We start from the raw sequence: 23,230 nt of genomic DNA on the forward strand, positions 1-23,230 counted from the left end.
GTCATCGTTTCACCACGTCGCGGCTGCATGGTCGCGCTGGTCTTTCATTGCTTACGGACACTGCCCTTGCTGACCCGCCGTTCTACTCTCGGCCTTCTCGCCGCAGCCGCCACCATGCCGCAACGCGCGCTGGCCCACGTCGCGCCGCCACGAAGTGAAATTCGCGACAGCCTGGCGAAACGCTTCACCGATCTCGGCACATCCGGCACCTTCGTCGGCTACAAGGTCGAGGACTATCTGATCGTCGCCAGCGACAAGGATCGCTCGGGCGAGGGGAAGCTGCCGGCCTCGACCTTCAAGATTCCGAACTCGCTGATCGCGCTGGAGACCGGCGTGGTCGCTGACCCCGACAAGGACGTGTTTGCCTGGGACGGCGTCAAGCGTCCGATCGAAGCCTGGAACAAGGATCACACGCTGCGCAGCGCCCTCGCGGTGAGCGCGGTACCGGTCTATCAGGAGATCGCGCGCCGCATCGGCGAGGCCCGCATGCAGAAATATCTCGATGAGTTCGACTATGGCAACCGCGACATCGGCGGCGGCATCGACCAGTTCTGGCTCACCGGAGCCTTGCGCATCGATCCCGTCGAGCAGATCGATTTCGTCGACCGGCTGCGCCGCCGCGCGCTGCCGATCTCGAAGCGCAGCCAGGACCTCGTCGCCGACATCCTGCCGGTGACCAAGGTGGGCGACAGCGTCATCCGCGCCAAGTCCGGACTGCTTGGCGCCGAGCGCGGTGAGCCGTCGCTCGGCTGGATGGTCGGCTGGGCCGAGAAGGGCGAAGCGCATACCGTGTTCGCCCTCAACATGGATTGCAAGGAGCCGCGTCACATCGAGGCCCGCATGAGCCTGACGCAAGCCTGCCTTGCCGATATCGGCGCGATCTAGCGCTGTCGCTCGACTAGCATCCTCCCGGCCAAGAAAGAAAACCGGGAGGATCATGATGAACTCAACGCCACTCTGGCTGTCGTCGCTCACGCTTGCCGCAGCCGGCGGCTGGCTCGCCGCAACGATGTTCGCCGGCCCCGCCACCAGCAAGGAGCCGCGCTTTCCGCAGCTCACCATGGATCAGCTCGATGCCAAGCAGAAGCCGCTTGGCGAGCAGATCATGAAGGTGTCGAGCGTCGGCATCGGCGGTCCCTACAATCCGATGATCCGCAGCCCGGTGCTGGGCCAGCGCCTGTTCGACCTGTTCCATTATCTGCGCTGGGAAACCTCGGTCCCGATCAAGCTCAACGAGTTTGCGATCCTGATCATCGGACGGCAGTGGCGCTCTCAGGTGGAGTGGTTTGCACATGCGCCGCTGGCGGCCAAGGCAGGCCTGTCGGCCGACATCATCGCGGAGCTGAAGGCCAACAAGCGGCCGTCGAAGATGGCCGAGGACGAGGCGGCGGTCTACGATTTCGTCACCGAGCTCACCACGACCAAGAAGATTTCCGACGAAACCTATGCGCGGGCGAAGAAGGTGTTCAACGACCAGCAGATCGTCGATTTGACCGCGGTCGCCGGCAATTACGTGATGGTGGCGATGCTGCTGGCGATGGCCGAGGAGACGGTGCCGCCGGACAAGCAGGAGCCGTTCAAGCCGGGTGAGCCGTAAGGGGGCCCGTCATTGCGAGGAGCTCTTGCGACGAAGCAATCCAGAATTGTTCCGCGGGTAACACTCTGGATTGCTTCGCTGCGCTCGCAATGACGGAGTATGCCGCGCTGGCCTAGCCCAGCTTGAACAGCACTTGCAGGAATTCCAGCACCGCCTTGCGCGATTCCGCCGCCGTCGTTGGGTTGCCGCCGACATGCGGGTTCAGCTCGACGCAGGAATCCTTGTAGGTGAAGGGTGCGTTGGTATCGCCATTGATCAGCACGCCGCCTTCACCCTCCCTGATCGTGCAGCTGCGGACGGTCTGCGCGTTGGCTGATACGGCCACGGTGCTGACGCCGAGCAGGCCGCTGTCAAACCCGTGCGCGCTGTTGGGGTATTCGGTCAGCACCACGTCGTGCCCCGCCGTCTTGAGCCGTTCGACGAATGCCTTGCAGCTCTTCACGGGATTGTAGTCGTCGGGCGTGCCGTGGAAGATGCGGATCGGTCGTGCGGCGACCTCGTTGTCGCTCCGATACGTCGTCGAGCAGTCCGGATAGAACGGGATATAGGCCGCGAACTGGATGCCCGACTTGTTCCAGAGCTTGTTGAAGCGGTCGAGGCTCGCATAGAGCGTCGCCTGTCCGCCGCGGGAAAAGCCCATCAGTACGATACGATCGGGATCGACGCGCGGATGTTTCGCCAGGATCTCCAGCGAGCGGTAGATGTCCACGATCAGGTTGAGCCGGCCGAGCAGAGCCTGGTTCGGCCCGACCACCGTCAGCCCGCGGCCGGAAAAGCCGTCGATCACGAAGGTCGAGATGCCCATGGCGTTGAAGGCGTGCACCCAGGCTTCGGTGGCGGCGCCGACGCCGCTCGAGCCGTGCATCAGCACCACGACGGGGAGCTTGCCGGTGCCTTGCGCGACGCGGAGTTCGCCGGCCACCGTCACCGGCCGCCCGGCGGCGGCATCGCCGTTGAGGAATTGCTGGTCGGTGAGGGTAAGGGAGGGGATCGGATAGATCTCGGCGCGGATGGCGACTTCCCTGGGCAGGGACTGCGCATGGGCGAGCACGGTGCAAGCGCAGAGCGCAAGGAATGTTGCAACGACGCGAAATGCCGTCGGCATCGGATCCTCCCTGATATTTTTCTCAGTAGAACAACGTGCCGGAGTGCTGTCAATTTGTCGCGGCTCGGCCTCAGGCCTTGTCGGCAGTCTTCTTCGCCGACAGCGCCTGGTCGATCGCAAAGCCGCCGATCTCGCTCATGGCTTGCGAGATCACATCGCCCTTGCGGGCAAAACCGGCCGAGAGAAAGTCGAACTGCGTCCGCGCCAGCCGCAGTGCCTCGATCGGTACGGAGACCACGCTCTCGTTGAAGCTGTCGACGGAGGCGCGCAACCTGTCCAGCTCGGTGGTGAGGTTGCCGATATGGCTCTCCGCACTCTGCATCAGGCCGATCAGCTTGCCTCGTTCGGCGTCGAAGGCGGCGCGCTCGGCTGCGGCTGCCGCCGTGACCTCGGCGAGCTGCGCCCGCAGCAGCTCGATCTGGCCGGCCATGGCGTCGGTGGCGCGCTCGGCGGCCTCGCGCAGCTCGGCGTTGCGGGTGCCTTCGATCTGCTGCTCGTGATAGAGCCGCTCGGCCGACATCGCCCGCTGTGCCAACGACTCGATCAGCTTCGCGGCGCGCAGCAGCATCTCGCCGTTCCGCCCCGACACCATGCTGGCCATCCGCCGCAGGAAATCGGTGGTTTCGGACGATGACTTCGGCGGCAGGGAGACGACCGTCGCGGACATGGGTGATGCTTGCAGCCAGACGTGATGGACCGCCGCCGTACCGACTGGGCTCACGCAACACTCGGCGCCTGATCGCAGGCCTGAAGCAAGCCTGAATCGCCCGGCGCGGTCAACAGCCTGACGCTGCGCTCCATCCGGGCCACGCCGTCCGTCGAAGCCGGGCCGCCGCTACCGTCAGGCATCCTTCTGCCGGCCGATCCGTCCCAGATGGGTGAAGCCGAACCCGGCGGAATATTTCAAGCCGTAGCCCAGCGCCCGGTCGATGCCGATATGGGCGAGCCAGATCAAGGCGATGGACAGGGTGAGCGGCGAGGTGAGGCCAAAGCCCAATGTCAGCAGCGTCACCGGCGCCATATAGCTGTGGGCGGCGTTGTAGACCATCGCGCCGAAGCGCGCGTCGGCAAGGTATGCAAGGAAGCTCAGATCGGGGACGAAGAACAGCAGGGCAAACACCAGCCAGGAGCCGTCCCAGGCCCAGTAGAGCATCACCATGCCTGCGAACAGGGTGAGGCCCTCCAGGCGAAGCAGGATCTTGACGCCACCTGTCGCAGCTCCTGTTTCGGTCGCTCGCTCGTCCATCTGCGCCTCCCAGGCAAAACTTTGTAATTCCTTGCGCTTTCACGCTGCGACAGGGCAGCCCTGCGGCGCCGAAAGCCGCTTCCCGGGCCGCAAAATGCCGTGTTAGAACCCCCGGCAAGCATGGCTTAGTTAAGAACTGGCGGGAGCAAATGAAGCACATCCTGGACGCCCTTGAAGATCGTCGCGCCGGCGCAAAGCTCGGCGGCGGGGAGAAGCGCATCGAGGCGCAGCACGCCCGCGGCAAGCTGACTGCGCGCGAGCGCATCGAGCTCTTGCTCGACAAGGGATCGTTCGAGGAGTTCGACATGTTCGTCGAGCACCGCTCCACCGAGTTCGGCATGGAGAAGACCAAGGTGCCCGGCGACGGCGTCGTCACCGGCTGGGGCACCGTCAACGGCCGCAAGACCTTCGTGTTCGCCAAGGATTTCACGGTGTTCGGCGGCTCGCTGTCCGAGACCCACGCGCTGAAGATCACCAAGCTGCAGGACATGGCGATGAAGGCGAGGGCGCCCATCATCGGCCTCTATGACGCGGGCGGCGCCCGCATCCAGGAGGGCGTCGCCGCGCTCGCCGGCTATTCCTACGTGTTCCGCCGCAACGTGCTCGCCTCCGGCGTGATCCCGCAGATCTCCGTCATCATGGGCCCCTGCGCCGGCGGCGACGTCTATTCGCCGGCGATGACCGACTTCATCTTCATGGTCAAGAACACCAGCTACATGTTCGTCACCGGCCCCGACGTGGTGAAGACCGTGACCAACGAGGTCGTCACGGCGGAAGAGCTCGGCGGCGCTTCGGTGCACGCCACGCGCTCCTCGATCGCCGACGGCGCCTTCGAGAACGACGTCGAGACGCTCTTACAGATGCGGCGCCTGATCGACTTCCTGCCGTCCAACAATACCGACGGCGTGCCGGAATGGCCGAGCTTCGACGACATCGAGCGGGTCGACATGTCGCTGGACACGCTGATTCCCGACAATCCGAACAAGCCCTACGACATGAAGGAGCTGATCCTGAAGGTCGTGGACGAAGGCGACTTCTTCGAGATCGCGGAAGCCTTCGCCAAGAACATCGTCACCGGCTTCGGCCGCATTGCGGGCCGCACGGTGGGCTTCGTCGCCAACCAGCCGATGGTGCTCGCCGGCGTGCTCGACAGCGACGCCTCGCGGAAAGCGGCGCGCTTCGTCCGCTTCTGCGATGCCTTCAACATCCCGATCGTCACCTTCGTCGACGTGCCGGGCTTCCTGCCCGGCACCGCGCAGGAATATGGCGGCCTGATCAAGCACGGCGCCAAGCTGCTGTTCGCCTACTCGCAGTGCACCGTGCCGCTTGTCACCATCATCACCCGCAAGGCCTATGGCGGCGCCTTCGACGTCATGGCCTCCAAGGAGATCGGCGCCGACATGAACTACGCCTGGCCGACCGCCCAGATCGCGGTGATGGGCGCCAAGGGCGCGGTCGAGATCATCTTCCGCTCAGACATCGGCGACCCCGACAAGATCGCGGCGCGAACGAAGGAATACGAAGACCGCTTCCTGTCCCCCTTCATCGCCGCCGAGCGCGGCTACATCGACGACGTGATCATGCCGCACTCCACCCGCAAGCGCATCGCGCGGGCGCTGGCGATGCTGAAGGACAAGAAAACGGAAATGCCGGCGAAGAAGCACGACAATTTGCCATTGTGAAGGATGGTAGCCCGGATGAGCGCAGCGACATCCGGGTCTTTGCCGAGGTCCCGCATGTCGCGTTGCTCATGCGGGCTAGCGCTTGCTGCTGATTTGGTGTCCTCGATCCCATGACCGACGACGATCGGACCGACGAAATCTCTGATCTCGAGGATCGGATCGAGCGGCTCGCCGAGGTCGCCGAGCGGTGCCGCAAGTACATTCTGGCGTCCAAGATCGCGATCGGAAGCGGGGCGGCGCTGCTGCTGGTGACGATCCTCGGCCTGTTCGGATTTGGTCAGACCGCCGCGCTCGGATCGATCGCGTTGGTGCTCGGCGGAATCGTCTCGCTCGGCTCGAACGTCTCGACGCTGCGGCAGACGGACGAAGCCATCAGTGCGGCGGAGGCGCGGCGTGCGGCGTTGATTGGATCAATCGACCTGCGCGTCGTCGCGGACGCGCCGCTGAAATTGGTGTGAGGTGTAGGGCGGATTAGCGATAGCGTAATCCGCCAAGGTCTGCGTCACCGGATGGAGAAGCGGCGGATTACGCTGACGCGAATCCGCCCTACGGATCTGACGCATCCAGCGCCGCCACGCCTTACGCGGCGGTCTTGAGCGTCAACTCCGACAATTCGGTACGGCATTCGGCGGCGTAGGCCTGGAGCCGCTCGGCGGTCTGGCGGTCGAGGATGGCCTTGGCCAGCCGCTCGGCGCGGGCGATCTGTCGCTTGAGATATTCGATTCGGAGCATGTGGCACCTGTCGAATGGCTTTGTTCCGATGGCGGCAACTCTACGCCGGGCACCGGGGCGATTATGTGAGGCGCATCACACCGCGCGCGCCTGATCCGCCGCGGCGAAATGCGCCAGCTGGTCCGCATGCGCCTTGACGAACGCCGGGCGAGCGGTGGCGCGCGCGACGTAGGCGCGGCAGGCAGGACTGTCCGCCAGCCCGTCGAAGCGACCCACGACACGCAGCACGTCCGCCATCAGGATGTCGGCGACGGAGAAGGAGCCGGCCAGCCATTCACGGCCGGCCAGCACCGGCTCGAGATGCCTCAGCCGGAGCTTGAGGAAGTCGTCGACGAATTTCCACGCCGCCGTGTCGGTCGGATGTCCCATGAACTTCGACATGGCCCAGGGCAGGCTGGCCATCTCCACCGAATTGAGCGCCGCGAACACCCATTTCGTCGTTTCAGTGCGGCCGCGCGGATCTGTGGGCATCAGCTTCTCGCTGCGCTCGCCAAGATGCAGCAGGATCGCGCCGGTCTCGAAGATCGAGATGTCGCCGTCGGTCAGCCACGGCACCTGGCCGAACGGCTGGTGCGCCAGGTGCGCAGGCCCGCGCTCGTCGAACCGAGCGCTGGCGACGCGATAGGGCAAGGCGGCCTCTTCGAGAGCCCAGCGTACGCGCAGATCGCGCACGAGGCCACGCGGCGGTTCGGGAACCCAGTCGAAGGTGGTCAGGGTGAGGTCGGCCATCTGCTGTCTCCGTGTTCTGTTCGAAGCAAAGGACGGGCGAAGGGCGGCCATTCCGACACCGTGGTCAACTCTTTTTGTCGCCGGCGGCGGAAGCGGTTAGTCTCGGTTCAAAAAACAGGAGGAAATCCGATGCCCGCCGCCTTCTTCGTCGTCCGCGCCACCGTCTCCGATGCCGACAAGCGCGCCGCTTTCGACAGATGGTACGAGACGGAACATCTGCCCGATGCGGTGAAGGCGTTTGGCGTGAGCAAGGCGTGGCGGTTCTGGAGCCTCGATGATCCCTCGCTGCATCAGGCGATGTATCAGTTCGACGACGAGGCCAAGCTCGCGGCGATGCTGAAGGGTGACGCGCTGCAAAAGCTGGTCGCCGACTTCAACCGCGACTGGCCCGACGTGAAGCGCACGCGCGAGACGCTGGTGCTTGCGCAGGAGTTTGTGAAATAGCGAGGTCCCGGTACCTGGATTGCGTTGCGCGCGATCCGGGCTGCGAATTCTCCATCTCAAACACGATTCAGCCCTGGTTGATTCAGCCTTGGTTCATGTCGCGACCGCGACACTTCCTCTGCATCACTTTCCAGATAGCCTAGAGGGTTTTGTCATGGAGCGCCGGAACTTTTTGAAACTTGCATTGGGTGTGACCGCGGGCGCCGCGGCCTTCGCCGCGACGGCCGCGCAGGCCGCGCCGCTGTCACCACAGCCGCTCGGTGATCCCGCTCGCACGCCGCAAGGCAATCCCGACGCTCATCCTGCCGTCACCTCCAGCGAGGAAGCAGCGCAGCTCACCCCCGAGCAGGTGCACTGGCATGGCCATCACCGCCACTGGGGCTGGCGCCGCCGTCATTGGCGCCGGCATTACCGACGCTGGCACCGCCGCCACTGGTAGGCTCGGGACAATTCGCGGACTGGACGGGGATCGCCACTGGCGGTCCCCGTTTCGATTCTGCAAGCGCTTCGGTTCCATGGCGGTTGAAGCGCCGGCAGTCCAAAAAAAGGCCGCGCAGGCTTTCGCCGCGCGGCCACTCTGCAACGCGAATGGACGAGATCAGAACGGGCGGCAGCGCCCGGCGTACCAGCGGAAGCCATAGGGGCACGCGCGCGCGCGGGGCGCGACAACGACCGGCGGGGCCACGACGACAGGGCCGGGGCGCACGACCACCGGGCCGCGCATCGGGCGGCAGCCGCCATAAGGGCCGCGATACCAGCCGGGACCGCAGCCGCCGGCAGCGCTGGCCGTCTCGCTGAAACCCACTGCCGCGCTGGCAAGCATAACGGCTGCGAACAGATATTTCATTTGATCTTCCTTCTCGTCCTTTGGGCAGATTCTCGGAGACTGCGCTTGCGGCGCACAATGATTCAAAAGACACGATTCGACATGTCAAATCTTGCAACATATCGACGCGGCGCGATCCAAACCTGCCAATCGTGACCTGAATGCGGCATGAACGTTCGCCGCATCCTGCCTCACGCGACACGCAACGTCGCTAGCGGCCGAGAAAGCCCAGCACCAGCTCGCGATACTTTTCGGGCGACTCCAGGAAGACGAGATGCCCGGTGTCAGGGATCACCTCGGCCCGCGCGTTCGGCATCTTCGCGGCGAGCTGCTTTGCAAGCTCTGCGTTCTGTCCCATCTTTGCGCGCAGCGCTTCGGGCGCGAGCGGCCGGCCCGGCGCGTTGTGGTCGTCGGCGCCCATGATGAACAGCGTCGGCAGCGCAATCAGCGGGATCTCGTGCGCGACCGGCTCACGATAGATCATCTGGCCGGAACTGACGAAGGCGCGCAGCCAGCGCGGATAGTCGGGGCTGCCCTTGATGTTGAAGCGGGCGTCGATGAACGGCGTGATCGCGTCGCCCGGCAGCTTGATCGCGTAGTTGGTCTGCAGCTGCTTGCGATAGCCGTCCGCGGTGAGCTTGTCCTCGGTCTCGATCATCGTCTCGGTCGGCGTTGGCGGCACGTAGAAGCGGTAGTCTTCGAGTCCGATCGGCGCCGTCAGCACCAGATGCGCGACGCGGTCGGGATAGGCGCGCGCGATGCGCACGCCCAGCATGCCGCCGAGCGAATGCGCGACGATCTCGGCCTTGTCGATCTTGAGGTGGTCGAGCAGCGCGATGGTGTTGCGCGCCAGATTGTCGAAATGCAATTCTCCCGCCGGCTTGGAGGATTTGCCGAAGCCGACCTGGTCCGGCACCACGACGCGATAACCCGCCTCGCTCAGCATCTTGATCACGGGCGCCCAATAGCTCGATGGAAAATTGCGCCCGTGCAGCAGCACCACGGTGCGCCCGTTCGGCTGCGCGGGCGCTACGTCCATATAGGCCATGCTGAGCTGCTCGCCGTCATTGACGACGGGGAGCAGGTGCACGGGATAGGGATAGGCAAAGCCTTCCAGCGCAATGCCGTAGGGCTCGCGCGGCGCAGTCTCGGCGGCGTGGGCGGAGGTGAACGGGGAAGCAAGGAGGGCCGCGGCGAGTGTGGCCGGGAGGAAGCGGTTCATTTTGGGGTCTCATAATTGGAGCCGTCATTCCGGGGCGCGCGGAGCGCGAACCCGGAATCTCGAGATTCCGGGTTCGATGCTTTGCTTCGCCCCGGAATGACAATGGCCATAAACGCGTGGACGGCCGGGTCAAGCCCAGCCATGACGACAGTGAGAGTTCACACGCAAATGTGCGATCTGACGCAGATTGGGGGATCAGTCTTTCCCGTTGCCGAACAGCGCGGCAAATTGCTTCTCGCCGGTGCGGGTGAAGTTCACGACGCGGCTGCCGGGCGTGGCGTCGCGCGCGGCCCATTTCAACTCGGCAAAGCGCTGCATCATGGCCGCCCCCAGCGTGCCGGCAAGGTGATGCCGCCGCTCGCTCCAGTCGAGGCAGGCCTTGCACACCGGGCGGCGCGGGTGGGCGAGCATGTCGGGCGAGATCTGCAGATGCTTGGCGAGAAAACGCTCGCCTTCGGCGGTGAGCTCGATGTCCTGCTTTTTCTGCCTGACCAGGTTCCGCTCGCGTAAGGAATCGAGCATCTGCACGCCGAGATCGCCGGCGAGATGGTCGTAGCAGATCCGCGCGCGCCGCAGCGCCGGATCCTTTGGCCCGGTGCGCACCCGCATATGGCCGGTCCGCGCAGCGAGACCCGCAAGGCCCTCGAGCACGCCGGCGACGTCGTCGTCGGTGAGGCGGTAGTAGCGATGGCGGCCCTGCTTCTCCGGCTCGACCAGGCCGCCGGCCTCGAGCTTGGCCAGATGCGAGCTCGCCGTCTGGGGCGTGATGCCGGCCTCCTGCGCCAGCTCGCTCGCCGTCAGCGCGCGGCCGTTCATCAGCGCGGTGAGCATGTTGGCGCGGGCGGGGTCGCCGACCAGCGAGGCGACCATGGCAATGTCGGGTCCTGATTTCATGCTTCGATGGTAACCGAAGCATTGAGGTCAGGCAAGCGGGTAGCCTCTCACTTGGTCGTCATTGCGAGCGCAGCGAAGCAATCCAGACTGCCTTCGCGGCGGAATTCCTGGATTGCTTCGCCGCGCTCGCAATGACGCAAAAGAGGAGAGCCCATCATGTCCGTCACCGTCTTCATCCGCTACCAGCTCGATCCGTTCAAGCGGGCGCAGTTCGAGGAATACGCGAAGCGCTGGCTCACCATCATCCCGAAATGCGGTGGTGATCTGATCGGCTATTTCATGCCGCATGAGGGCACCAACAACATCGCGTTCGGGCTGATCAGCTTCGAGAGCCTCGCCGGCTATGAAGCCTATCGCGCCCGGCTGCGGCAGGACGCCGAAGCCATGGCCAATTTCCATTTCGCCGAGGAGCACAAATTCATTCTCGCCGAAGAGCGCACCTTCCTGCGTAAGGTGGTATTGTAGGCCAAACCGCAGCAGCAGGAGACGCCTATGATCGCCGTGATCTTCGAGGTCTGGCCGAAGCCGGAACACCGCCAGGATTATTTCGACCTCGCAGCCGATCTGAAACCGATCCTGCAAACCATCGACGGCTTCATCTCGGTCGAGCGCTTCGAAAGCCTGACCGAGAAGGGCAAGATCCTGTCGGTGTCGTTCTGGCGCGACGAGGCGGCGGTTGCTGCCTGGCGCAACACGGTGGAGCACCGCCGCACCCAGGCCAAGGGCAGGGCGCAGATCTTTGCCGATTATCACCTGCGCATCGCCAGTGTGGTCAGGGACTACGGCATGAATGATCGCGAGCAGGCGCCGAAGGACAGCCGGGCGGTGCACGACGCGCATTAGGCTGTCGGGCCCGCTCTGGCACTGCCGGCTCGGTGCCCCTATGTGTGCGCGGCCAACAAGGGAGAAGAAACATGCATGTGACAACCGCTGACAAGCGCGCGACCTTCAGGAAGATGCACGAGAGCGGGTGCTTCATCCTGCCCAATCCGGTCGACGTCGGCAGCGCCAAGGCACTGCAGCATCTCGGTTTCAAGGCGATCGCCTCGTCGAGCGCCGGCTTTGCCTGGACCATCGGCAAGGCCGACAATCACGTCACCGTTGAGGACGTCTGTCAGCATCTGGCAGCATTGAGCTCGGCCGTCGACATTCCCGTCAACGCCGATTTCGAGGGCGGCTTTGCGGTCGAGCCGGACAAGGTCGCCGAAAACGTCGAGCGCTGCGTGCGCACCGGCGTTGCTGGCCTGTCGATCGAGGATTCCACCGGCGACAAGGACAAGCCGATCTACGAGCGCACGCTCGCGGTCGAGCGCATCAAGGCCTCGCGCAAGGCGATCGGCGACAGCGGCACGTTGCTGGTCGGCCGCTGCGAGGCTTATCTCTGGGGCGTCACCGATCTCAAGCTCGTCATCGACCGGCTCACCGCTTATGCGGACGCCGGGGCCGATTGCCTTTATGCGCCGGGCCTCAAGAGCCGCGAGGACATCACTGCCGTGGTGAAGGCCGTCGCGCCCAAGCCGTTCAACCTCCTGATCGGTGCTTCGGGCCTGTCGCTGAAGGAAGCGGAAGACCTCGGCGTGCGCCGCATCAGTGTCGGCGGCTCGCTGGCCCGCGTCGCCTGGGGCGGCTTCATGCGCGCGGCAAAGGAGATGGCGGAGAAGGGCACATTCACCGAGCTCGGCAGCGGCTATCCGGGTGGCGAGCTCAACAAGATGTTCGGCTAGCAGCACAACGAAAAGCGGCGGGACTGGATCAGTCCCGCCGCTCTCACGCGCTGTTGCTAAGTGTTACTTCGCGCCGTCAGACGGTGTCTGGGCATCCGGCGCCGGCTTGCTCGGCGCTGCGCCCGTGGTCACGCCGGGTCCCGTGTTGTTGCGCGGCGTCACGTCGCGCATGCCGGGAGGCGCGGCCGGATTGGTGGGCTGCGTCTGTGCCGTCTGCGAGGTCGGAGCGTTGCTGGCCTGGTTGGTCGTGCTGCTGTTGTTCAGGCCGTAGAACACGGCGCCCAGCACCAGTGCGATCGCAACGGCGAACAATGCAACCTTGCCGCTGGAGGCGGGGCCTTCGCCGAGCTCGGGGTCGGCTTGCAGATCGGCATCCCGGCGGGCCGCGCGAAGATACTCATCGTCGGCGAGGTTCGGGCGGTACGGATCGTTGGGAAAACGGTCGTCAGCCATCGATTGGATCTCCTCGGTTATGACGCCGAGACAACCCTCAGATGCGAGATTCCGTTCCGCGCTCCCTAATGCTTTCGTCGCATGTTGCTCCGCCCCAGGAATTGGGAACCTGTTGACGCCGGAACTGGACGCGAGTTCCTTGGCCTTGACGAAGGAACAACCCCGATGTGGAGCCTGCCGCCGACCGACAGCGTGCTGCATTTCCTGTCCCTGGTTGCGGTGGCCGCACAGGGCATGACGGCCGCGCTTGCTGCCGGGCGCCGCAGCATGGACTGGTTGGGGGTCTGCTTTCTCGGCTGCATCACCGCGCTCGGCGGCGGCACGTTGCGGGATCTCTTCCTCGGCCATTATCCGCTGGCCTGGGTGCAAAACCCGGTCTATCTCGCGCTCGCCGGCGGCGCGGCCTTCGTCACCATCCTGATGGCGCATCTGGTGCACCGGCTGAAGGTCGCCTTCATCGTGCTCGACGCCATCGGGCTCGTCGTCTTCACCATGACGGGCTGCGACGTCGCCTGGCAGATGGACGCCTCGCTGCCGATCGTCATCGTCTCCGGCATGGTGACCGGTTGCGCCGGCGGCGTGTTGCGCGACGTGCTCTGCAACGACGTGCCGCTGCTGTTCCGCTCCGAGCTCTATGCCAGCGTGTCGGTGGTCACCGGCCTGTTCTATGCGACGGCCTTCGGGCTGCAGCTCAACGCCGAGCTCTGGACCATTCTAACCTTCGCCCTCGGCATCAGCTTCCGCCTGCTCGCGGTCCGCTACAAATGGGAGATGCCGAAATTCGTGTTCACGGGAGACGAGGAGCGGGAGCGGTGATTTCGCTCCGCTCTATCGCCGTCATTGCGGAGAGGCAGCGGTGAGCTACTCCTCCTTCCTTGCCTTCGCCACCTGCGCCGGTGTCACCAGCAGGCCGGCATTGCCCCAGGAATTGCGGATGTAGTTCGTCACCGCCGCGATCTCCTCATTGGACAGCTGCTTGGCATAGCCCGGCATCTCGCCGGTGTTGGGGGCGCGCGGCGTCGTCACGGTGTGGGCGCCGTCGAGGATGATGCGCAAGGTGGAGGACGGATTGATCGATTGCAGCAGCGCGTTGCCGGGCAGCGGCGGATAGATGCGCGGGCTGCCCGTGCCGTCGGCTTCATGGCACGCGATGCAGAGTTTTGCGTAGACCGCCTGGCCCGCCTTCATCTCGGCCTCGTCGGGCGGCGTCACGATCGTCTCGCGCCGCGCCGGCGGCAGGCTCTTCAGATACAGCGCAATCGCGTGCACGTCGGCATCGCTCATCTTCGAGGTCGAGTTGACGATGACCTGCGCCATCGGTCCACCGGCATGGCTCTTCGCATTGCGGCCGCTTTGCAGATATTCGGCGATGTCATCCGCGCTCCACGACTGCAACCCCGTGCGTGCGGCGCCATCGAGGCGCGGGGCAAACCAGCCGTCGACCGCGTTGCCGGAGAGCGCTTGCGTGTCCCGGTCCGCGCCGAAATAGGTCTTCGGCGTGTGGCACGCGCCGCAATGGCCGAGCCCGCTGACGAGATAGCCGCCTCTGTTCCAGGCCGCGCTCTTGCTCTGGTCCGGCTCGAACAGGCCTGGCTTGAAATACACGGCGTTCCAGATCCGCATCAGGCCGCGATAGCCGAATGGCCAGCGCAGCTCCGGCGGCTTGTTGCGGCTCACGACAGGCGCGAGCGTGCCGAGATAGGCGCGGATCGCCAGCGTGTCGTCCTTCGTCATCTTCGTGAAGTAGGGATAGGGAAAGGCCGGGTAATAGTTCGATCCATCAGGGGCGATGCCGGTGCGCAGCGCGCGGGTGAAATCGGCATCCAGCCAGGCGCCGATCCCGGTGTCGCGGTCGGGGGTGAGGTTGGGCGCATAGATCGCACCGAACGGGGTGTCGATGCGCTTGCCACCCGCGAACGGCCTCGCGGGATCGGCGGTGTGGCAGCCCGCGCAGTCGCCGGCCTCGACCAGCGTCTTCCCGTAGGCGATCAGCTCCGGCGACGGCTCGGCCGCGCCTGCAACCGCACTGCACAATGCCACGCCCGCCAGAGCCAGGCCGGTCAGAATCGTCCGCATCGAAAGCTTCTCCTGCGACCAATCGACGTCGCCCGCATAGGTGCAGCGTCGATTCATTTCGCGGTGCCGGGGGTATGGTGACACAAATTGAAAATGCCTGGCGTGTTTCGGGCCACGAAATTGCGATTTTTAATTAGGTCTCCCTTTGGTCCAGATTTGTGATGCGGATCGTGAAATATCCGACATAGAGTGGCGCAATTGGTCGGCGCGCCCTAGCTAAAAACAACGGGAAGGCAACGGCTTAAGTCAGCAAGACCTGAACAGGGCGGCAAAAGAGGACAGCATGGGCATCAACCAGGGTCTGATCAGCCTCGATCAAAAATATACCCAGGAGACCGGGCACGTCTTCACCACGGGCATCCAGGCCCTGGTCCGCCTGCCGATGGCCCAGATCCGGCGCGACCGCGCCAGCGGCCTCAACACCGCGGGCTTCATCTCCGGCTATCGCGGCTCGCCGCTCGGCGGTTATGACCAGCAGCTGTTCGCCGCCCGCAAGCACCTCGAGCAGTACAACATCAAGTTCCAGCCCGGCGTAAACGAGGACCTGGCGGCCACCGCCGTCTGGGGCTCGCAGCAGCTCAACCTCTCGCCCGGCGCCAAATACGACGGCGTGGTCGGGATCTGGTACGGCAAGGGCCCGGGCGTCGACCGCTGCGGCGACGTGTTCCGCCACGGCAATGCTGCGGGCTCCGCCAAGAACGGCGGCGTGCTGTGCCTTGCCGGCGACGACCACGGCGCGAAATCCTCCACCGTCCCGCATCAGTCCGACCATGCCTTCATGTCGGCCTTGATGCCGTATCTCTATCCTTCGAGCATCCACGAGATGATCGAGATGGGCCTGCTCGGCATCGCGATGTCGCGCTATTCGGGCTGCTGGGTCGGCATGAAGGTGATCACGGAGACGGTGGAGACCACCGCCGAGATCGATCTCACCGACGAGATGAAGCCGTTCATCATCCCCACCGATTTCGAGCTGCCGCCCGGCGGCCTCAATCTGCGCTGGCCCGACGACCGCTTCGAGCAGGATCGCCGGCTGCAGGACTACAAGGGCTTTGCCGCGATCGCCTTTGCGCGCGCCAACAAGGTCAACCGCATCACCATGGATTCGCCGAATGCCCGTTTCGGCATCATGGCCTCGGGCAAGAGCTACGAGGACGTGCGCCAGGCGCTGCGCGAGCTCGGCATTACGGAGGAGGTCGCCGCAAAGATCGGCCTGCGCCTCTACAAGATCGGCATGCCCTGGCCGCTGGAGCCGGAAGGCGTGCATCAATTCGCCGTCGGCCTCGAAGAGATCTTCATCGTCGAGGAGCGCCGCGAGATCGTCGAGAACCAGGTCAAGCAGGTCTTGTTCAACTGGCGCGACGATGTCCGTCCGCGCATCGTCGGCAAGATGGACGAGCACGACAAGCGCTTCCTGACCTTCGCCGCCGAGCTCAGCGTCGCCTCGCTGGCGACCTCGCTGACCGAGCGGCTGCTTCGACTTGATCTCAACCCTGAGATCGCGCAGATGCTCCGCGCCAAGGCCGACTGGTTCAACGGCCGCCAGGCGACCCAGATGCAGGCGGTCGCCCCTGTCTCCCGAACCCCTTATTTCTGCTCCGGCTGCCCCCACAACACTTCGACGAAGGTCCCCGAGGGCAGCCGCGCGCTTGCCGGTATCGGCTGCCACTTCATGGCGCTGTGGATGGACCGCTCGACCGAGACGTTTACGCATATGGGCGGCGAGGGCGTACCCTGGGTCGGCATCGCGCCCTTCACCAACGAGAACCACATCTTCGCCAATCTCGGCGACGGCACTTACTTCCACTCCGGCATTCTCGCCATCCGCCAGGCGGTCGCGTCCAAGGCCAACATCACCTACAAGATCCTCTACAACGACGCGGTGGCCATGACCGGCGGCCAGCGCCACGATGGCGATCTCTCGCCGCAGCAGATCACCTTTCAGCTCCATGCTGAAGGCATTCGCGAGATCTATCTGGTTTCGGAAGCGCCCGACGCCTATCCGGCCGACACCATTGCGCCCGGCGTGAAGAAGTACCATCGCGACGAGCTTCAGAACGTCATGAAGATGTGCCGCGAGTTCAAGGGCACCTCCGCGATCGTGTTCGTGCAGACCTGCGCGGCCGAGAAGCGCCGCCGCCGCAAGCGCGGCCTGATGGAGGATCCGGCGCGCCGCGTCATGATCAACCCGGCGGTCTGCGAAGGCTGCGGCGACTGCTCGGTGCAGTCGAACTGCATCTCGGTCGAGCCGCTGGAGACCGAGTTCGGCCGCAAGCGCGCCATCAACCAGTCCTCCTGCAACAAGGACTATTCCTGCCTGAAAGGCTTCTGCCCGTCCTTCGTCACGGTCGACGGCGGCAAGCCGCGCCACCGCGCGCCTAGCGAGCTTGCCGACATCGGCGAATTGCCCGAGCCGGCGTCGCGTCCGACGCTCGACAAGCCCTATAACATCGCGGTCGGCGGTGTCGGCGGCACCGGCGTTCTGACCATCGGCGCGCTGCTCGGCATGGCTGCCCATATCGAGGGCAAGGCCTCGATGATCCTCGACATGTCGGGCCTTGCGCAGAAGGGCGGGGCGGTGCTCAGCCATGTCCGCCTGTCGGATCATCCGGCCGAAGTGACCTGCTCGCGCATCGTCACCGGCACGGCCGATCTCGTGCTAGCCGCCGACGAGGTGGTCGCCGTCGCCAAGGACACGATCACCCTTTGTGATACCAGCCGCACCCGGGGCATCATCAACAGCCACGTCATTCCCACCGCCGACTTCATCCTCAACCGCGATTTCAACTTCCAGACCCGCAAGCTGAACGGGCTGTTGGAAACCGCGCTGCACAAGGACTCCGTGTTCTTCGATTTCACCAAGCCCGCCGAGCAACTGCTCGGCGATGCCATCGCCACCAACATGATGATGATGGGTTATGCCTATCAGAAGGGCCTGTTGCCGCTCTCCGCAGAAGCGATCGAGCAGGCGATCGAGGTCAACGGCGTCTCGATCAAGATGAACAAGGAAGCCTTCCGGCTCGGCCGTCTCGCGGTCGCGGATCCCAAGCGTCTTGCCGACATGCTGAAGGGAACGGACGAGGTGATTGCGCCGAAGACTCTCGACGCGATGAGCCTCGACGAGGTCATCGAGCATCGCGCCAAGCATCTGACCGCCTATCAGAACGGTCGCCTGGCCAAGCGCTATCGCAAGCTGGTCGACCAGGTGCGCGATGCCGCGGCGAAGGGCGGCTATGGCGATGCGCTGCCGCGCGCCGTCGCGATCAACTACGCCAAGCTGCTCGCCTACAAGGACGAGTACGAAGTCGCGCGCCTCTATACCGATGGAGCCTTCGAGCAGCAGCTCCGCGATCAGTTCGAAGGCGACTTCACGTTCAACTTCAATCTGGCCCCGCCGATCTTGGCGAGCGGTGTCGACGCCCTGGGCCGCCCAAAGAAGCGTGCCTTCGGACCGTGGATGTTGAAGGCCTTCCGCGTGCTGTCCAAGTTCAAATTCCTGCGCGGCACCCCGTTCGACATCTTTGGGCGCAGCGCCGACCGCAAGCTCGAGCGCGACCTGATCGCCGGCTACGAGAAGGACGTCTCGACCGTGCTCGGCCTGCTGTCGCCGGTCACGATCGATACCGCGGTCGAACTCCTGTCACTGCCCGACCGCATCCGCGGCTACGGCCCGGTGAAGGAGAAGGCGGTTCAGGACGCCAAAGTGCGTTATGCCCAGCTCGCCGCGGATCTTGCCAATCCGCCGCCCGCGCCAAGGCAGATCGCGGCGGAGTAGGGCAGTCTCGCGGGGTGGGCAAAGCGAAGCGTGCCCACGTCTTCGGGAATGATCTCGGAGAGATGGTGGGCACGGCGCGGTGCGCCTTTGCCCACCGTACGGCACCACCCGTTGTGCTGCCAGTCGGGCAAAACACCCACGCCATGGGTCAATCTACCGGCGTAAAAACATTCCGCTTTACCGAAATTCGGAATTGTCGTATCGCTTCCCCACCTCATCCCTCTCAGAGGGGCGTATCGCGATCGTCACGAAACGCGGGGTGAGCGGCGGTGGACGCGGGCGGCGTCGCGCGAGCGATTGTCTCGTGCACGACGGACGCAGTCTCGCGTACGGCAAAATCGTGTGGTCCTGACGCCCGGGGTCTGTGCGTCAAGTCTTGCGGGTCTCTCGCAAGGCGACGGGGGCAATAGTGCATCGCTCCCCGAGGAGAGCGCGACATAAGCCGTAAAGCCACTGCGCAGGGAAGGCCGGATGTTTGGCTCCACCTGTATGCCGCTGTGCATCTGTTCTTCGCGCAATTCGCGCACAGCGGACCGTGGGTGCCCAGCCGGCACCCGGTCTTCCCTGCGCCCTCTGTTTCCGAGGGAGCAAGACGGGAGCAAAACTCGGGCGAGATGCGCCGCGAGGATGCGGGACTGTGTCTGCGAACGCGTTTTGAGTTGAAGGAGCGCTGTAAGCGACCCGAACTCCGTCATTGCGAGCCAACGGGTCCGCGAAGCGCGGCCCGATGACAGGCTCCGCGAAGCAATCCAGAATCTCTCCGCGGTGGGATTCTGGATTGCTTCGTCGCAAGGGCTCCTCGCAACGACGACGCGGCAGGCAGCGTCGCGTCCTATCCTCGGCCCGATTTTGGATGCGGACCCCTTGCGCCACCCGCCGCCCTCTCGCAGGGCGGAATATTTCCGCGCTTGCCAATCCGCCCGGTGCGGTTCAGAAAAACGGGGCAATAAGAAACGCGAGCGGAGACCTGAAGTTTGACCATCAAGGGCAAGGCCTACATTGCCGGGATCTACGAACACCCGACCCGGCATGCGCCGGACAAATCCACCGCCCAGCTCCATGCCGAGGTCGCCAAGGGCGCGATCGAGGATGCCGGGATCAGCAAGGACGACGTCGACGGCTATTTCTGCGCGGGCGATGCCCCGGGTGGTGCCTGGCCGATGGTCGATTATCTCGGCCTCAACACCAAGAAGCTCCGTCACGTCGATTCCACCGAGACCGGCGGCTGTTCCTACATCATCCATCTCGGCCATGCCGCCGAAGCGATCGCCGCGGGCAAGTGCTCGATCGCGCTGATCACGCTAGCCGGCAAGCCGCGCACCGGCGTGATGCCGCCGCGTGCGGCCGGCGCGGAGGTCGATTTTGAATCTGCCTACGGCGCGACCACGCACAATGCCTATGGCATGTGTGCCATGCGCCACATGCACGACTATGGCACCACGAGCGAGCAGCTCGCCTGGATCAAGGTCGCGGCCTCGCATCATGCGCAGTACAATCCGCATGCGATGCTCAAGGATGTCGTGACCGTCGAGGACGTCCTGAACTCGCCGATGATCTCCGATCCCCTGCATCGCATGGATTGCTGCGTCGTCTCCGACGGCGGCGGTGCGATGATCGTGACGACGCCCGAAATTGCCAAGAGCCTGAAGAAGCCTCTAGTGCGCCTGATCGGCCATGGCGAAGCCATGAAGGGCCCGCGCGGCGGCAAGGATCTCGACCTCACTTACTCCGCCGGCGTGTGGTCGGGCCCGCGCGCGTTCGAGGAAGCCGGCATCACGCCGAAGGACATCAAATACGCCTCGATCTATGACAGCTTCACCATCACGGTGCTGATGCAGCTGGAAGACCTCGGCTTCTGCAAGAAGGGCGAGGGCGGCAAGTTCGTCGCCGACGGCAATTTGATCTCGGGCGTCGGCAACCTGCCGTTCAACACCGACGGCGGCGGCCTCTGCAGCAACCATCCCGTCAACCGCGGCGGCATGACCAAGATCCTCGAAGCCGTGCGCCAGCTGCGCGGCGAGGCGCATCCGAAGGTGCAGGTCAAGAATTGCGATCTCGCCATCGCCCACGGCACCGGCGGCCTCCTCGGCGTCCGCCACGCCGCCTCGACGGCTATCCTGGAGCGCGTGTGATGAGTGAAGCAAAGAAATACCCGGCCCCCATCACGAACCCCGAGACCTCAGCGTTCTGGGACGCGGCGAAGCAGGGCAAGTTCATGATCAAGCGCTGCACCGCCTGCGGGGAAGCGCATTACTTCCCGCGCTCGATCTGCCCGTTCTGCTACTCCGACAAGACGGTGTGGGAGGAAGCGTCGGGCGAGGGCACGATCTACACCTACAGCCTGATGCGGAAATCACCGACCGGCCCTTACGCCATCGGCTACGTCACGCTCAAGGAGGGACCGTCGGTGCAGACCAACTTCGTCGACTGCGATCTTGCGACGCTCAAGATCGGCCAGAAGGTGAAGGTGGTGTTCAAGCCGACGGATGGCGCGCCGCTGCCGTTTTTCACGCCGGCTTGACGCGAAGCAAGATGTAACCCTCTCCTCTTGTGGGAGAGGGTGGCAGCCGAAGGCTGCCGGGTGAGGGGTCTCTCTCGACACGAGAAGTGTCATCGAGCAGCCAACCCCTCACCCAAACGAGTTTGTTGCTCCGGCGGAGTAGCCCTCTCCCACAAGGGGAGAGGGCAAATTGACGAGCGCCGGCGCTCGCTGAGACAAATGCCGGAGAGGAAACCAGAAAAAATGTCCGCCAGATACGAAGAGCTCAAAGGCCTCAAGAACCTCGGCCAGAAATATGCCTACACCGACCGCGAGGTCATGCTCTACGCTTACGGCATCGGCCTCGGCGCCGACCCCATGGACGAGAAGGAGCTCGCCTTCGTCAACGAGGGCACGTTCACGCCGCGGCCGCTCAAGGTGGTGCCGACCTTCGCCTCTGTCGCGGCGTGGGGGGCCGGTCCCGGCGAGATGAATCTCAACCGCGTCATGGTAGTCGACGGCGAGCGCGATATTACCTTTCACCAGCCGCTGCCGGTGGCCGCGAACATCACCGCCGACTCCTCCGTGCTCGAAGTCTACGACAAGGGCAAGGACAAGGGCGTCGTCATCGTGCACCAGACCGTGCTGAAGAATGAGAAGGGCGAGAAGCTGGCAACGCTGGTCGCCTCACGCTTCGCCCGCGGCGACGGCGGCTTTGGCGGGCCGAGCCTGACGCAGCCCGATCCGCACAAGATCCCATCGCGCGGGCCCGACAAGACCATCGACATCACGACGCGTCCCGATCAAGCGCTGGTCTATCGCCTCTGCGGCGACCGCAACCCGCTGCACTCTGATCCCGAGTTCGCCAAGAAAGCCGGCTTCCCGCGTCCGATCCTGCACGGCATGTGCACCTACGGCATCACTTGCCGCGGCGTGCTGCAGACTTATGCCGACTACGACGCGAGCGCATTCCGCCAGCACGTCGCGCGGTTCTCCTCGCCGGTCTATCCCGGCGAGACCGTGACCATGGACCTCTGGAAGGACGGCCACGTGATCTCGTTCGAAGCCAAGGTGAAGTCGCGCGGCGTGACGGTGATCAAGAACGGCAAGACGGTGCTGGGTTAGGCAGGCACGGGCCGTCGTCTCCCTCGTCCCGCTCTTGCGGGGAGAGGGTGGGGTGAGGGGCTCTCACCACGAGTCGGGACGGTATTGAGACCTGTACCCCCTCACCCGGATCGCAAGAGCGATCCGACCTCTCCCCGCAGGCGGGGAGAGGTTAGCAAAGAAACAAAAACAGGGAGGAGCCACCATGGGACTACTCGATGGCAAGGTTGCGCTGATCACCGGCGCGGGCGGGGGGCTCGGTGAGGCCTATGCGAAGCTGTTCGCGCGGGAAGGGGCCGCGGTCGTCGTCAATGATCTCGGCGGACCTCGCGACGGCTCAGGTGCCGACAAGTCCATGGCCCAGCAGGTGGTCGACGCCATCAAGGCCGAGGGCGGCAAGGCGGTCGCCAACGGCGCCGACATCTCCACCATGGAGGGCGGCCAGTCGGTGTTCGACGACGCCATCAAGCACTTCGGTCGCGCCGACATCCTGGTCAACAATGCCGGCATCCTGCGCGACCAGACCTTTCACAAGGCCAGCGAGGCCGACTGGGACAAGGTCATCAAGGTCCATTTGAAGGGCACTTTTTGTTGCACCATGCCGGTGTTTCGCTGGATGCGGGAAAACGGCGGCGGCGTCATCGTCAACACCTCCTCGACATCGGGGCTGATCGGCAATTTCGGCCAGACCAATTACGGCGCGGCCAAGGGCGGCATCTGGGGCCTGTCCAACGTGCTCGCGATCGAGGGCCGGAAGTACAACATCCGGATCTGGACGCTCGCCCCGGGCGCCCTGACCCGCATGACCGCAGACCTGCCCCGCTACAAGGAGAACCCCGGCGCGGCGCTGGGGCCGGACGGCATCGCGCCGGCCGTGCTATACATGGTCAGCGACTTGTCGGGCGACCAGACCGGCAAGGTGCTGGGCGTGTCCGGGCCCCGCGGCGTGCGCGAGATGCGGATGATGGAAATGGAAGGCTGGAAACCGCCGCATTCGGGCTGGAAGGCCCAGGACATCGTCGATCACGCCAAGGAGATCTTCTTCTCCGAGGAGCAGATCAAGATGGGGGCGCGGCGGTTCTGATTTACTGTCGTTCCGGGGCACCGCCTAGCGTGAACCCGGAACCTCGAGATTCCGGGTT

At 64.6% G+C, this 23,230-nt stretch carries 25 protein-coding genes; 15 read left to right on the plus strand and 10 right to left on the minus strand.

Annotation, left to right across the window (positions count from 1 at the left end):
• Positions 1-27: 27 nt before the first annotated feature.
• Positions 28-885 carry a class D beta-lactamase gene (blaOXA, locus tag P6U31_RS15560; RefSeq protein ID WP_407189270.1) on the plus strand — a complete coding sequence of 286 codons (858 nt, stop codon included), beginning with the start codon at positions 28-30 and terminating at the stop codon, positions 883-885.
• A 55-nt stretch (positions 886-940) separates the two neighbouring features.
• A complete protein-coding gene (locus P6U31_RS15565; protein WP_407189271.1) occupies positions 941-1,597 on the plus strand; it encodes a carboxymuconolactone decarboxylase family protein in 657 nt (218 codons plus the stop codon).
• 112 nt (positions 1,598-1,709) lie between these two features.
• On the opposite strand, the gene P6U31_RS15570 is transcribed toward P6U31_RS15565, so the two are convergent.
• The 3 genes from P6U31_RS15570 to P6U31_RS15580 all read right to left on the minus strand — a co-directional run bounded on the left by P6U31_RS15570 (position 1,710) and on the right by P6U31_RS15580 (position 3,948).
• Complete coding sequence (locus P6U31_RS15570; protein ID WP_407189272.1) at positions 1,710-2,702, minus strand: dienelactone hydrolase family protein; 993 nt, start codon at positions 2,700-2,702, stop codon at positions 1,710-1,712.
• 70 nt (positions 2,703-2,772) lie between these two features.
• The gene (locus P6U31_RS15575; protein WP_407189273.1) at positions 2,773-3,369 is read right to left on the minus strand and encodes a hypothetical protein; all 597 of its coding nucleotides are present in this window, start codon (positions 3,367-3,369) and stop codon (positions 2,773-2,775) included.
• 174 nt (positions 3,370-3,543) lie between these two features.
• Positions 3,544-3,948, minus strand: a complete 405-nt coding sequence (locus tag P6U31_RS15580; protein WP_407189274.1) for a DUF4260 domain-containing protein — start codon at positions 3,946-3,948, stop codon at positions 3,544-3,546.
• A 149-nt stretch (positions 3,949-4,097) separates the two neighbouring features.
• Here P6U31_RS15580 and P6U31_RS15585 point away from each other — a divergent pair, with 149 nt between their 5' ends.
• Both P6U31_RS15585 and P6U31_RS15590 read left to right on the plus strand, forming a co-directional pair.
• A complete protein-coding gene (locus P6U31_RS15585) occupies positions 4,098-5,630 on the plus strand; it encodes an acyl-CoA carboxylase subunit beta (RefSeq protein ID WP_025036964.1) in 1,533 nt (510 codons plus the stop codon).
• Positions 5,631-5,740: 110 nt separating this feature from the next.
• Positions 5,741-6,088 carry a hypothetical protein gene (locus P6U31_RS15590; RefSeq protein ID WP_407189275.1) on the plus strand — a complete coding sequence of 116 codons (348 nt, stop codon included), beginning with the start codon at positions 5,741-5,743 and terminating at the stop codon, positions 6,086-6,088.
• 121 nt (positions 6,089-6,209) lie between these two features.
• Here the strand turns inward: P6U31_RS15590 and P6U31_RS15595 are convergent, their stop codons facing one another.
• Positions 6,210-6,362, minus strand: coding sequence for a hypothetical protein (locus P6U31_RS15595; RefSeq protein WP_407189276.1), 153 nt, complete (start codon positions 6,360-6,362; stop codon positions 6,210-6,212).
• A gap of 75 nt (positions 6,363-6,437) precedes the next feature.
• Positions 6,438-7,091: a glutathione S-transferase family protein gene (locus P6U31_RS15600; RefSeq protein ID WP_407189277.1), complete on the minus strand. Its 654-nt coding sequence runs from the start codon at positions 7,089-7,091 to the stop codon at positions 6,438-6,440.
• Positions 7,092-7,220: 129 nt separating this feature from the next.
• On the opposite strand from P6U31_RS15600, the gene P6U31_RS15605 reads away from it, so the two are divergent.
• Positions 7,221-7,535 (plus strand): hypothetical protein, encoded by a 315-nt coding sequence (locus P6U31_RS15605; RefSeq protein ID WP_407189278.1) that lies wholly within the window; start codon positions 7,221-7,223, stop codon positions 7,533-7,535.
• 154 nt (positions 7,536-7,689) lie between these two features.
• Positions 7,690-7,974, plus strand: a complete 285-nt coding sequence (locus P6U31_RS15610; protein WP_407189279.1) for a twin-arginine translocation signal domain-containing protein — start codon at positions 7,690-7,692, stop codon at positions 7,972-7,974.
• A gap of 159 nt (positions 7,975-8,133) precedes the next feature.
• Here P6U31_RS15610 and P6U31_RS15615 read toward each other — a convergent pair whose 3' ends face one another.
• The 3 genes from P6U31_RS15615 to P6U31_RS15625 all read right to left on the minus strand — a co-directional run bounded on the left by P6U31_RS15615 (position 8,134) and on the right by P6U31_RS15625 (position 10,477).
• Positions 8,134-8,382 carry a GCG_CRPN prefix-to-repeats domain-containing protein gene (locus P6U31_RS15615; RefSeq protein ID WP_407189280.1) on the minus strand — a complete coding sequence of 83 codons (249 nt, stop codon included), beginning with the start codon at positions 8,380-8,382 and terminating at the stop codon, positions 8,134-8,136.
• A gap of 190 nt (positions 8,383-8,572) precedes the next feature.
• A complete protein-coding gene (locus tag P6U31_RS15620) occupies positions 8,573-9,583 on the minus strand; it encodes an alpha/beta fold hydrolase (protein WP_407189281.1) in 1,011 nt (336 codons plus the stop codon).
• A gap of 195 nt (positions 9,584-9,778) precedes the next feature.
• Positions 9,779-10,477, minus strand: coding sequence for a winged helix-turn-helix domain-containing protein (locus P6U31_RS15625; RefSeq protein ID WP_128919643.1), 699 nt, complete (start codon positions 10,475-10,477; stop codon positions 9,779-9,781).
• Positions 10,478-10,633: 156 nt separating this feature from the next.
• Here P6U31_RS15625 and P6U31_RS15630 point away from each other — a divergent pair, with 156 nt between their 5' ends.
• The 3 genes from P6U31_RS15630 to P6U31_RS15640 all read left to right on the plus strand — a co-directional run bounded on the left by P6U31_RS15630 (position 10,634) and on the right by P6U31_RS15640 (position 12,201).
• Positions 10,634-10,942, plus strand: a complete 309-nt coding sequence (locus tag P6U31_RS15630) for an NIPSNAP family protein (protein WP_407189282.1) — start codon at positions 10,634-10,636, stop codon at positions 10,940-10,942.
• A gap of 27 nt (positions 10,943-10,969) precedes the next feature.
• Entirely contained in the window at positions 10,970-11,320 is a 351-nt protein-coding gene (locus tag P6U31_RS15635) for an antibiotic biosynthesis monooxygenase family protein (protein ID WP_407189283.1), read from the plus strand.
• A gap of 71 nt (positions 11,321-11,391) precedes the next feature.
• Complete coding sequence (locus P6U31_RS15640; protein WP_407189284.1) at positions 11,392-12,201, plus strand: oxaloacetate decarboxylase; 810 nt, start codon at positions 11,392-11,394, stop codon at positions 12,199-12,201.
• Between the two features lie 63 nt (positions 12,202-12,264).
• On the opposite strand, the gene P6U31_RS15645 is transcribed toward P6U31_RS15640, so the two are convergent.
• Positions 12,265-12,654 (minus strand): hypothetical protein, encoded by a 390-nt coding sequence (locus P6U31_RS15645; protein ID WP_407189285.1) that lies wholly within the window; start codon positions 12,652-12,654, stop codon positions 12,265-12,267.
• A gap of 165 nt (positions 12,655-12,819) precedes the next feature.
• Here P6U31_RS15645 and P6U31_RS15650 point away from each other — a divergent pair, with 165 nt between their 5' ends.
• A complete protein-coding gene (locus tag P6U31_RS15650) occupies positions 12,820-13,470 on the plus strand; it encodes a trimeric intracellular cation channel family protein (protein ID WP_407189286.1) in 651 nt (216 codons plus the stop codon).
• Positions 13,471-13,515: 45 nt separating this feature from the next.
• Here the strand turns inward: P6U31_RS15650 and P6U31_RS15655 are convergent, their stop codons facing one another.
• Positions 13,516-14,730: a c-type cytochrome gene (locus P6U31_RS15655; protein ID WP_407189287.1), complete on the minus strand. Its 1,215-nt coding sequence runs from the start codon at positions 14,728-14,730 to the stop codon at positions 13,516-13,518.
• Between the two features lie 283 nt (positions 14,731-15,013).
• Here P6U31_RS15655 and P6U31_RS15660 point away from each other — a divergent pair, with 283 nt between their 5' ends.
• From P6U31_RS15660 to P6U31_RS15680, 5 genes are all read left to right on the plus strand, one after another.
• Complete coding sequence (locus P6U31_RS15660) at positions 15,014-18,505, plus strand: indolepyruvate ferredoxin oxidoreductase family protein (protein ID WP_407189288.1); 3,492 nt, start codon at positions 15,014-15,016, stop codon at positions 18,503-18,505.
• 974 nt (positions 18,506-19,479) lie between these two features.
• Positions 19,480-20,637 (plus strand): thiolase domain-containing protein, encoded by a 1,158-nt coding sequence (locus tag P6U31_RS15665; RefSeq protein ID WP_407189289.1) that lies wholly within the window; start codon positions 19,480-19,482, stop codon positions 20,635-20,637.
• Positions 20,637-21,026: a Zn-ribbon domain-containing OB-fold protein gene (locus P6U31_RS15670; protein ID WP_407189290.1), complete on the plus strand. Its 390-nt coding sequence runs from the start codon at positions 20,637-20,639 to the stop codon at positions 21,024-21,026. The genes P6U31_RS15665 and P6U31_RS15670 overlap by 1 nt, the downstream gene beginning before the upstream one ends.
• Positions 21,027-21,248: 222 nt before the next feature.
• Positions 21,249-22,109 carry a MaoC/PaaZ C-terminal domain-containing protein gene (locus P6U31_RS15675; RefSeq protein ID WP_407189291.1) on the plus strand — a complete coding sequence of 287 codons (861 nt, stop codon included), beginning with the start codon at positions 21,249-21,251 and terminating at the stop codon, positions 22,107-22,109.
• Positions 22,110-22,293: 184 nt separating this feature from the next.
• On the plus strand, positions 22,294-23,172 hold the full coding sequence (locus P6U31_RS15680; protein ID WP_407189292.1) for an SDR family oxidoreductase: 879 nt from the start codon (positions 22,294-22,296) through the stop codon (positions 23,170-23,172).
• Positions 23,173-23,230 lie beyond the last annotated feature (58 nt).

Origin of the sequence: Bradyrhizobium centrosematis (genome assembly GCF_045571495.1) — a bacterium.
GTDB lineage: Bacteria > Pseudomonadota > Alphaproteobacteria > Rhizobiales > Xanthobacteraceae > Bradyrhizobium > Bradyrhizobium centrosematis.

Bases quoted from the DNA above. Each gene is read 5' to 3' on its own strand.
- P6U31_RS15620 (WP_407189281.1), bottom strand. From the start codon at position 9,583: ATGAACCGCTTCCTCCCGGCCACACTCGCCGCGGCCCTCCTTGCTTCC.
- P6U31_RS15615 (WP_407189280.1), bottom strand. From the start codon at position 8,382: ATGAAATATCTGTTCGCAGCCGTTATGCTTGCCAGCGCGGCAGTGGGT.
- P6U31_RS15675 (WP_407189291.1), top strand. From the start codon at position 21,249: ATGTCCGCCAGATACGAAGAGCTCAAAGGCCTCAAGAACCTCGGCCAG.
- P6U31_RS15605 (WP_407189278.1), top strand. From the start codon at position 7,221: ATGCCCGCCGCCTTCTTCGTCGTCCGCGCCACCGTCTCCGATGCCGAC.
- P6U31_RS15660 (WP_407189288.1), top strand. From the start codon at position 15,014: ATGGGCATCAACCAGGGTCTGATCAGCCTCGATCAAAAATATACCCAG.
- P6U31_RS15610 (WP_407189279.1), top strand. From the start codon at position 7,690: ATGGAGCGCCGGAACTTTTTGAAACTTGCATTGGGTGTGACCGCGGGC.
- blaOXA (WP_407189270.1), top strand. From the start codon at position 28: ATGGTCGCGCTGGTCTTTCATTGCTTACGGACACTGCCCTTGCTGACC.
- P6U31_RS15670 (WP_407189290.1), top strand. From the start codon at position 20,637: ATGAGTGAAGCAAAGAAATACCCGGCCCCCATCACGAACCCCGAGACC.
- P6U31_RS15590 (WP_407189275.1), top strand. From the start codon at position 5,741: ATGACCGACGACGATCGGACCGACGAAATCTCTGATCTCGAGGATCGG.
- P6U31_RS15600 (WP_407189277.1), bottom strand. From the start codon at position 7,091: ATGGCCGACCTCACCCTGACCACCTTCGACTGGGTTCCCGAACCGCCG.
- P6U31_RS15570 (WP_407189272.1), bottom strand. From the start codon at position 2,702: ATGCCGACGGCATTTCGCGTCGTTGCAACATTCCTTGCGCTCTGCGCT.
- P6U31_RS15640 (WP_407189284.1), top strand. From the start codon at position 11,392: ATGCATGTGACAACCGCTGACAAGCGCGCGACCTTCAGGAAGATGCAC.
- P6U31_RS15645 (WP_407189285.1), bottom strand. From the start codon at position 12,654: ATGGCTGACGACCGTTTTCCCAACGATCCGTACCGCCCGAACCTCGCC.
- P6U31_RS15595 (WP_407189276.1), bottom strand. From the start codon at position 6,362: ATGCTCCGAATCGAATATCTCAAGCGACAGATCGCCCGCGCCGAGCGG.
- P6U31_RS15635 (WP_407189283.1), top strand. From the start codon at position 10,970: ATGATCGCCGTGATCTTCGAGGTCTGGCCGAAGCCGGAACACCGCCAG.
- P6U31_RS15585 (WP_025036964.1), top strand. From the start codon at position 4,098: ATGAAGCACATCCTGGACGCCCTTGAAGATCGTCGCGCCGGCGCAAAG.
- P6U31_RS15630 (WP_407189282.1), top strand. From the start codon at position 10,634: ATGTCCGTCACCGTCTTCATCCGCTACCAGCTCGATCCGTTCAAGCGG.
- P6U31_RS15565 (WP_407189271.1), top strand. From the start codon at position 941: ATGAACTCAACGCCACTCTGGCTGTCGTCGCTCACGCTTGCCGCAGCC.
- P6U31_RS15580 (WP_407189274.1), bottom strand. From the start codon at position 3,948: ATGGACGAGCGAGCGACCGAAACAGGAGCTGCGACAGGTGGCGTCAAG.
- P6U31_RS15655 (WP_407189287.1), bottom strand. From the start codon at position 14,730: ATGCGGACGATTCTGACCGGCCTGGCTCTGGCGGGCGTGGCATTGTGC.
- P6U31_RS15625 (WP_128919643.1), bottom strand. From the start codon at position 10,477: ATGAAATCAGGACCCGACATTGCCATGGTCGCCTCGCTGGTCGGCGAC.
- P6U31_RS15575 (WP_407189273.1), bottom strand. From the start codon at position 3,369: ATGTCCGCGACGGTCGTCTCCCTGCCGCCGAAGTCATCGTCCGAAACC.
- P6U31_RS15680 (WP_407189292.1), top strand. From the start codon at position 22,294: ATGGGACTACTCGATGGCAAGGTTGCGCTGATCACCGGCGCGGGCGGG.
- P6U31_RS15650 (WP_407189286.1), top strand. From the start codon at position 12,820: ATGTGGAGCCTGCCGCCGACCGACAGCGTGCTGCATTTCCTGTCCCTG.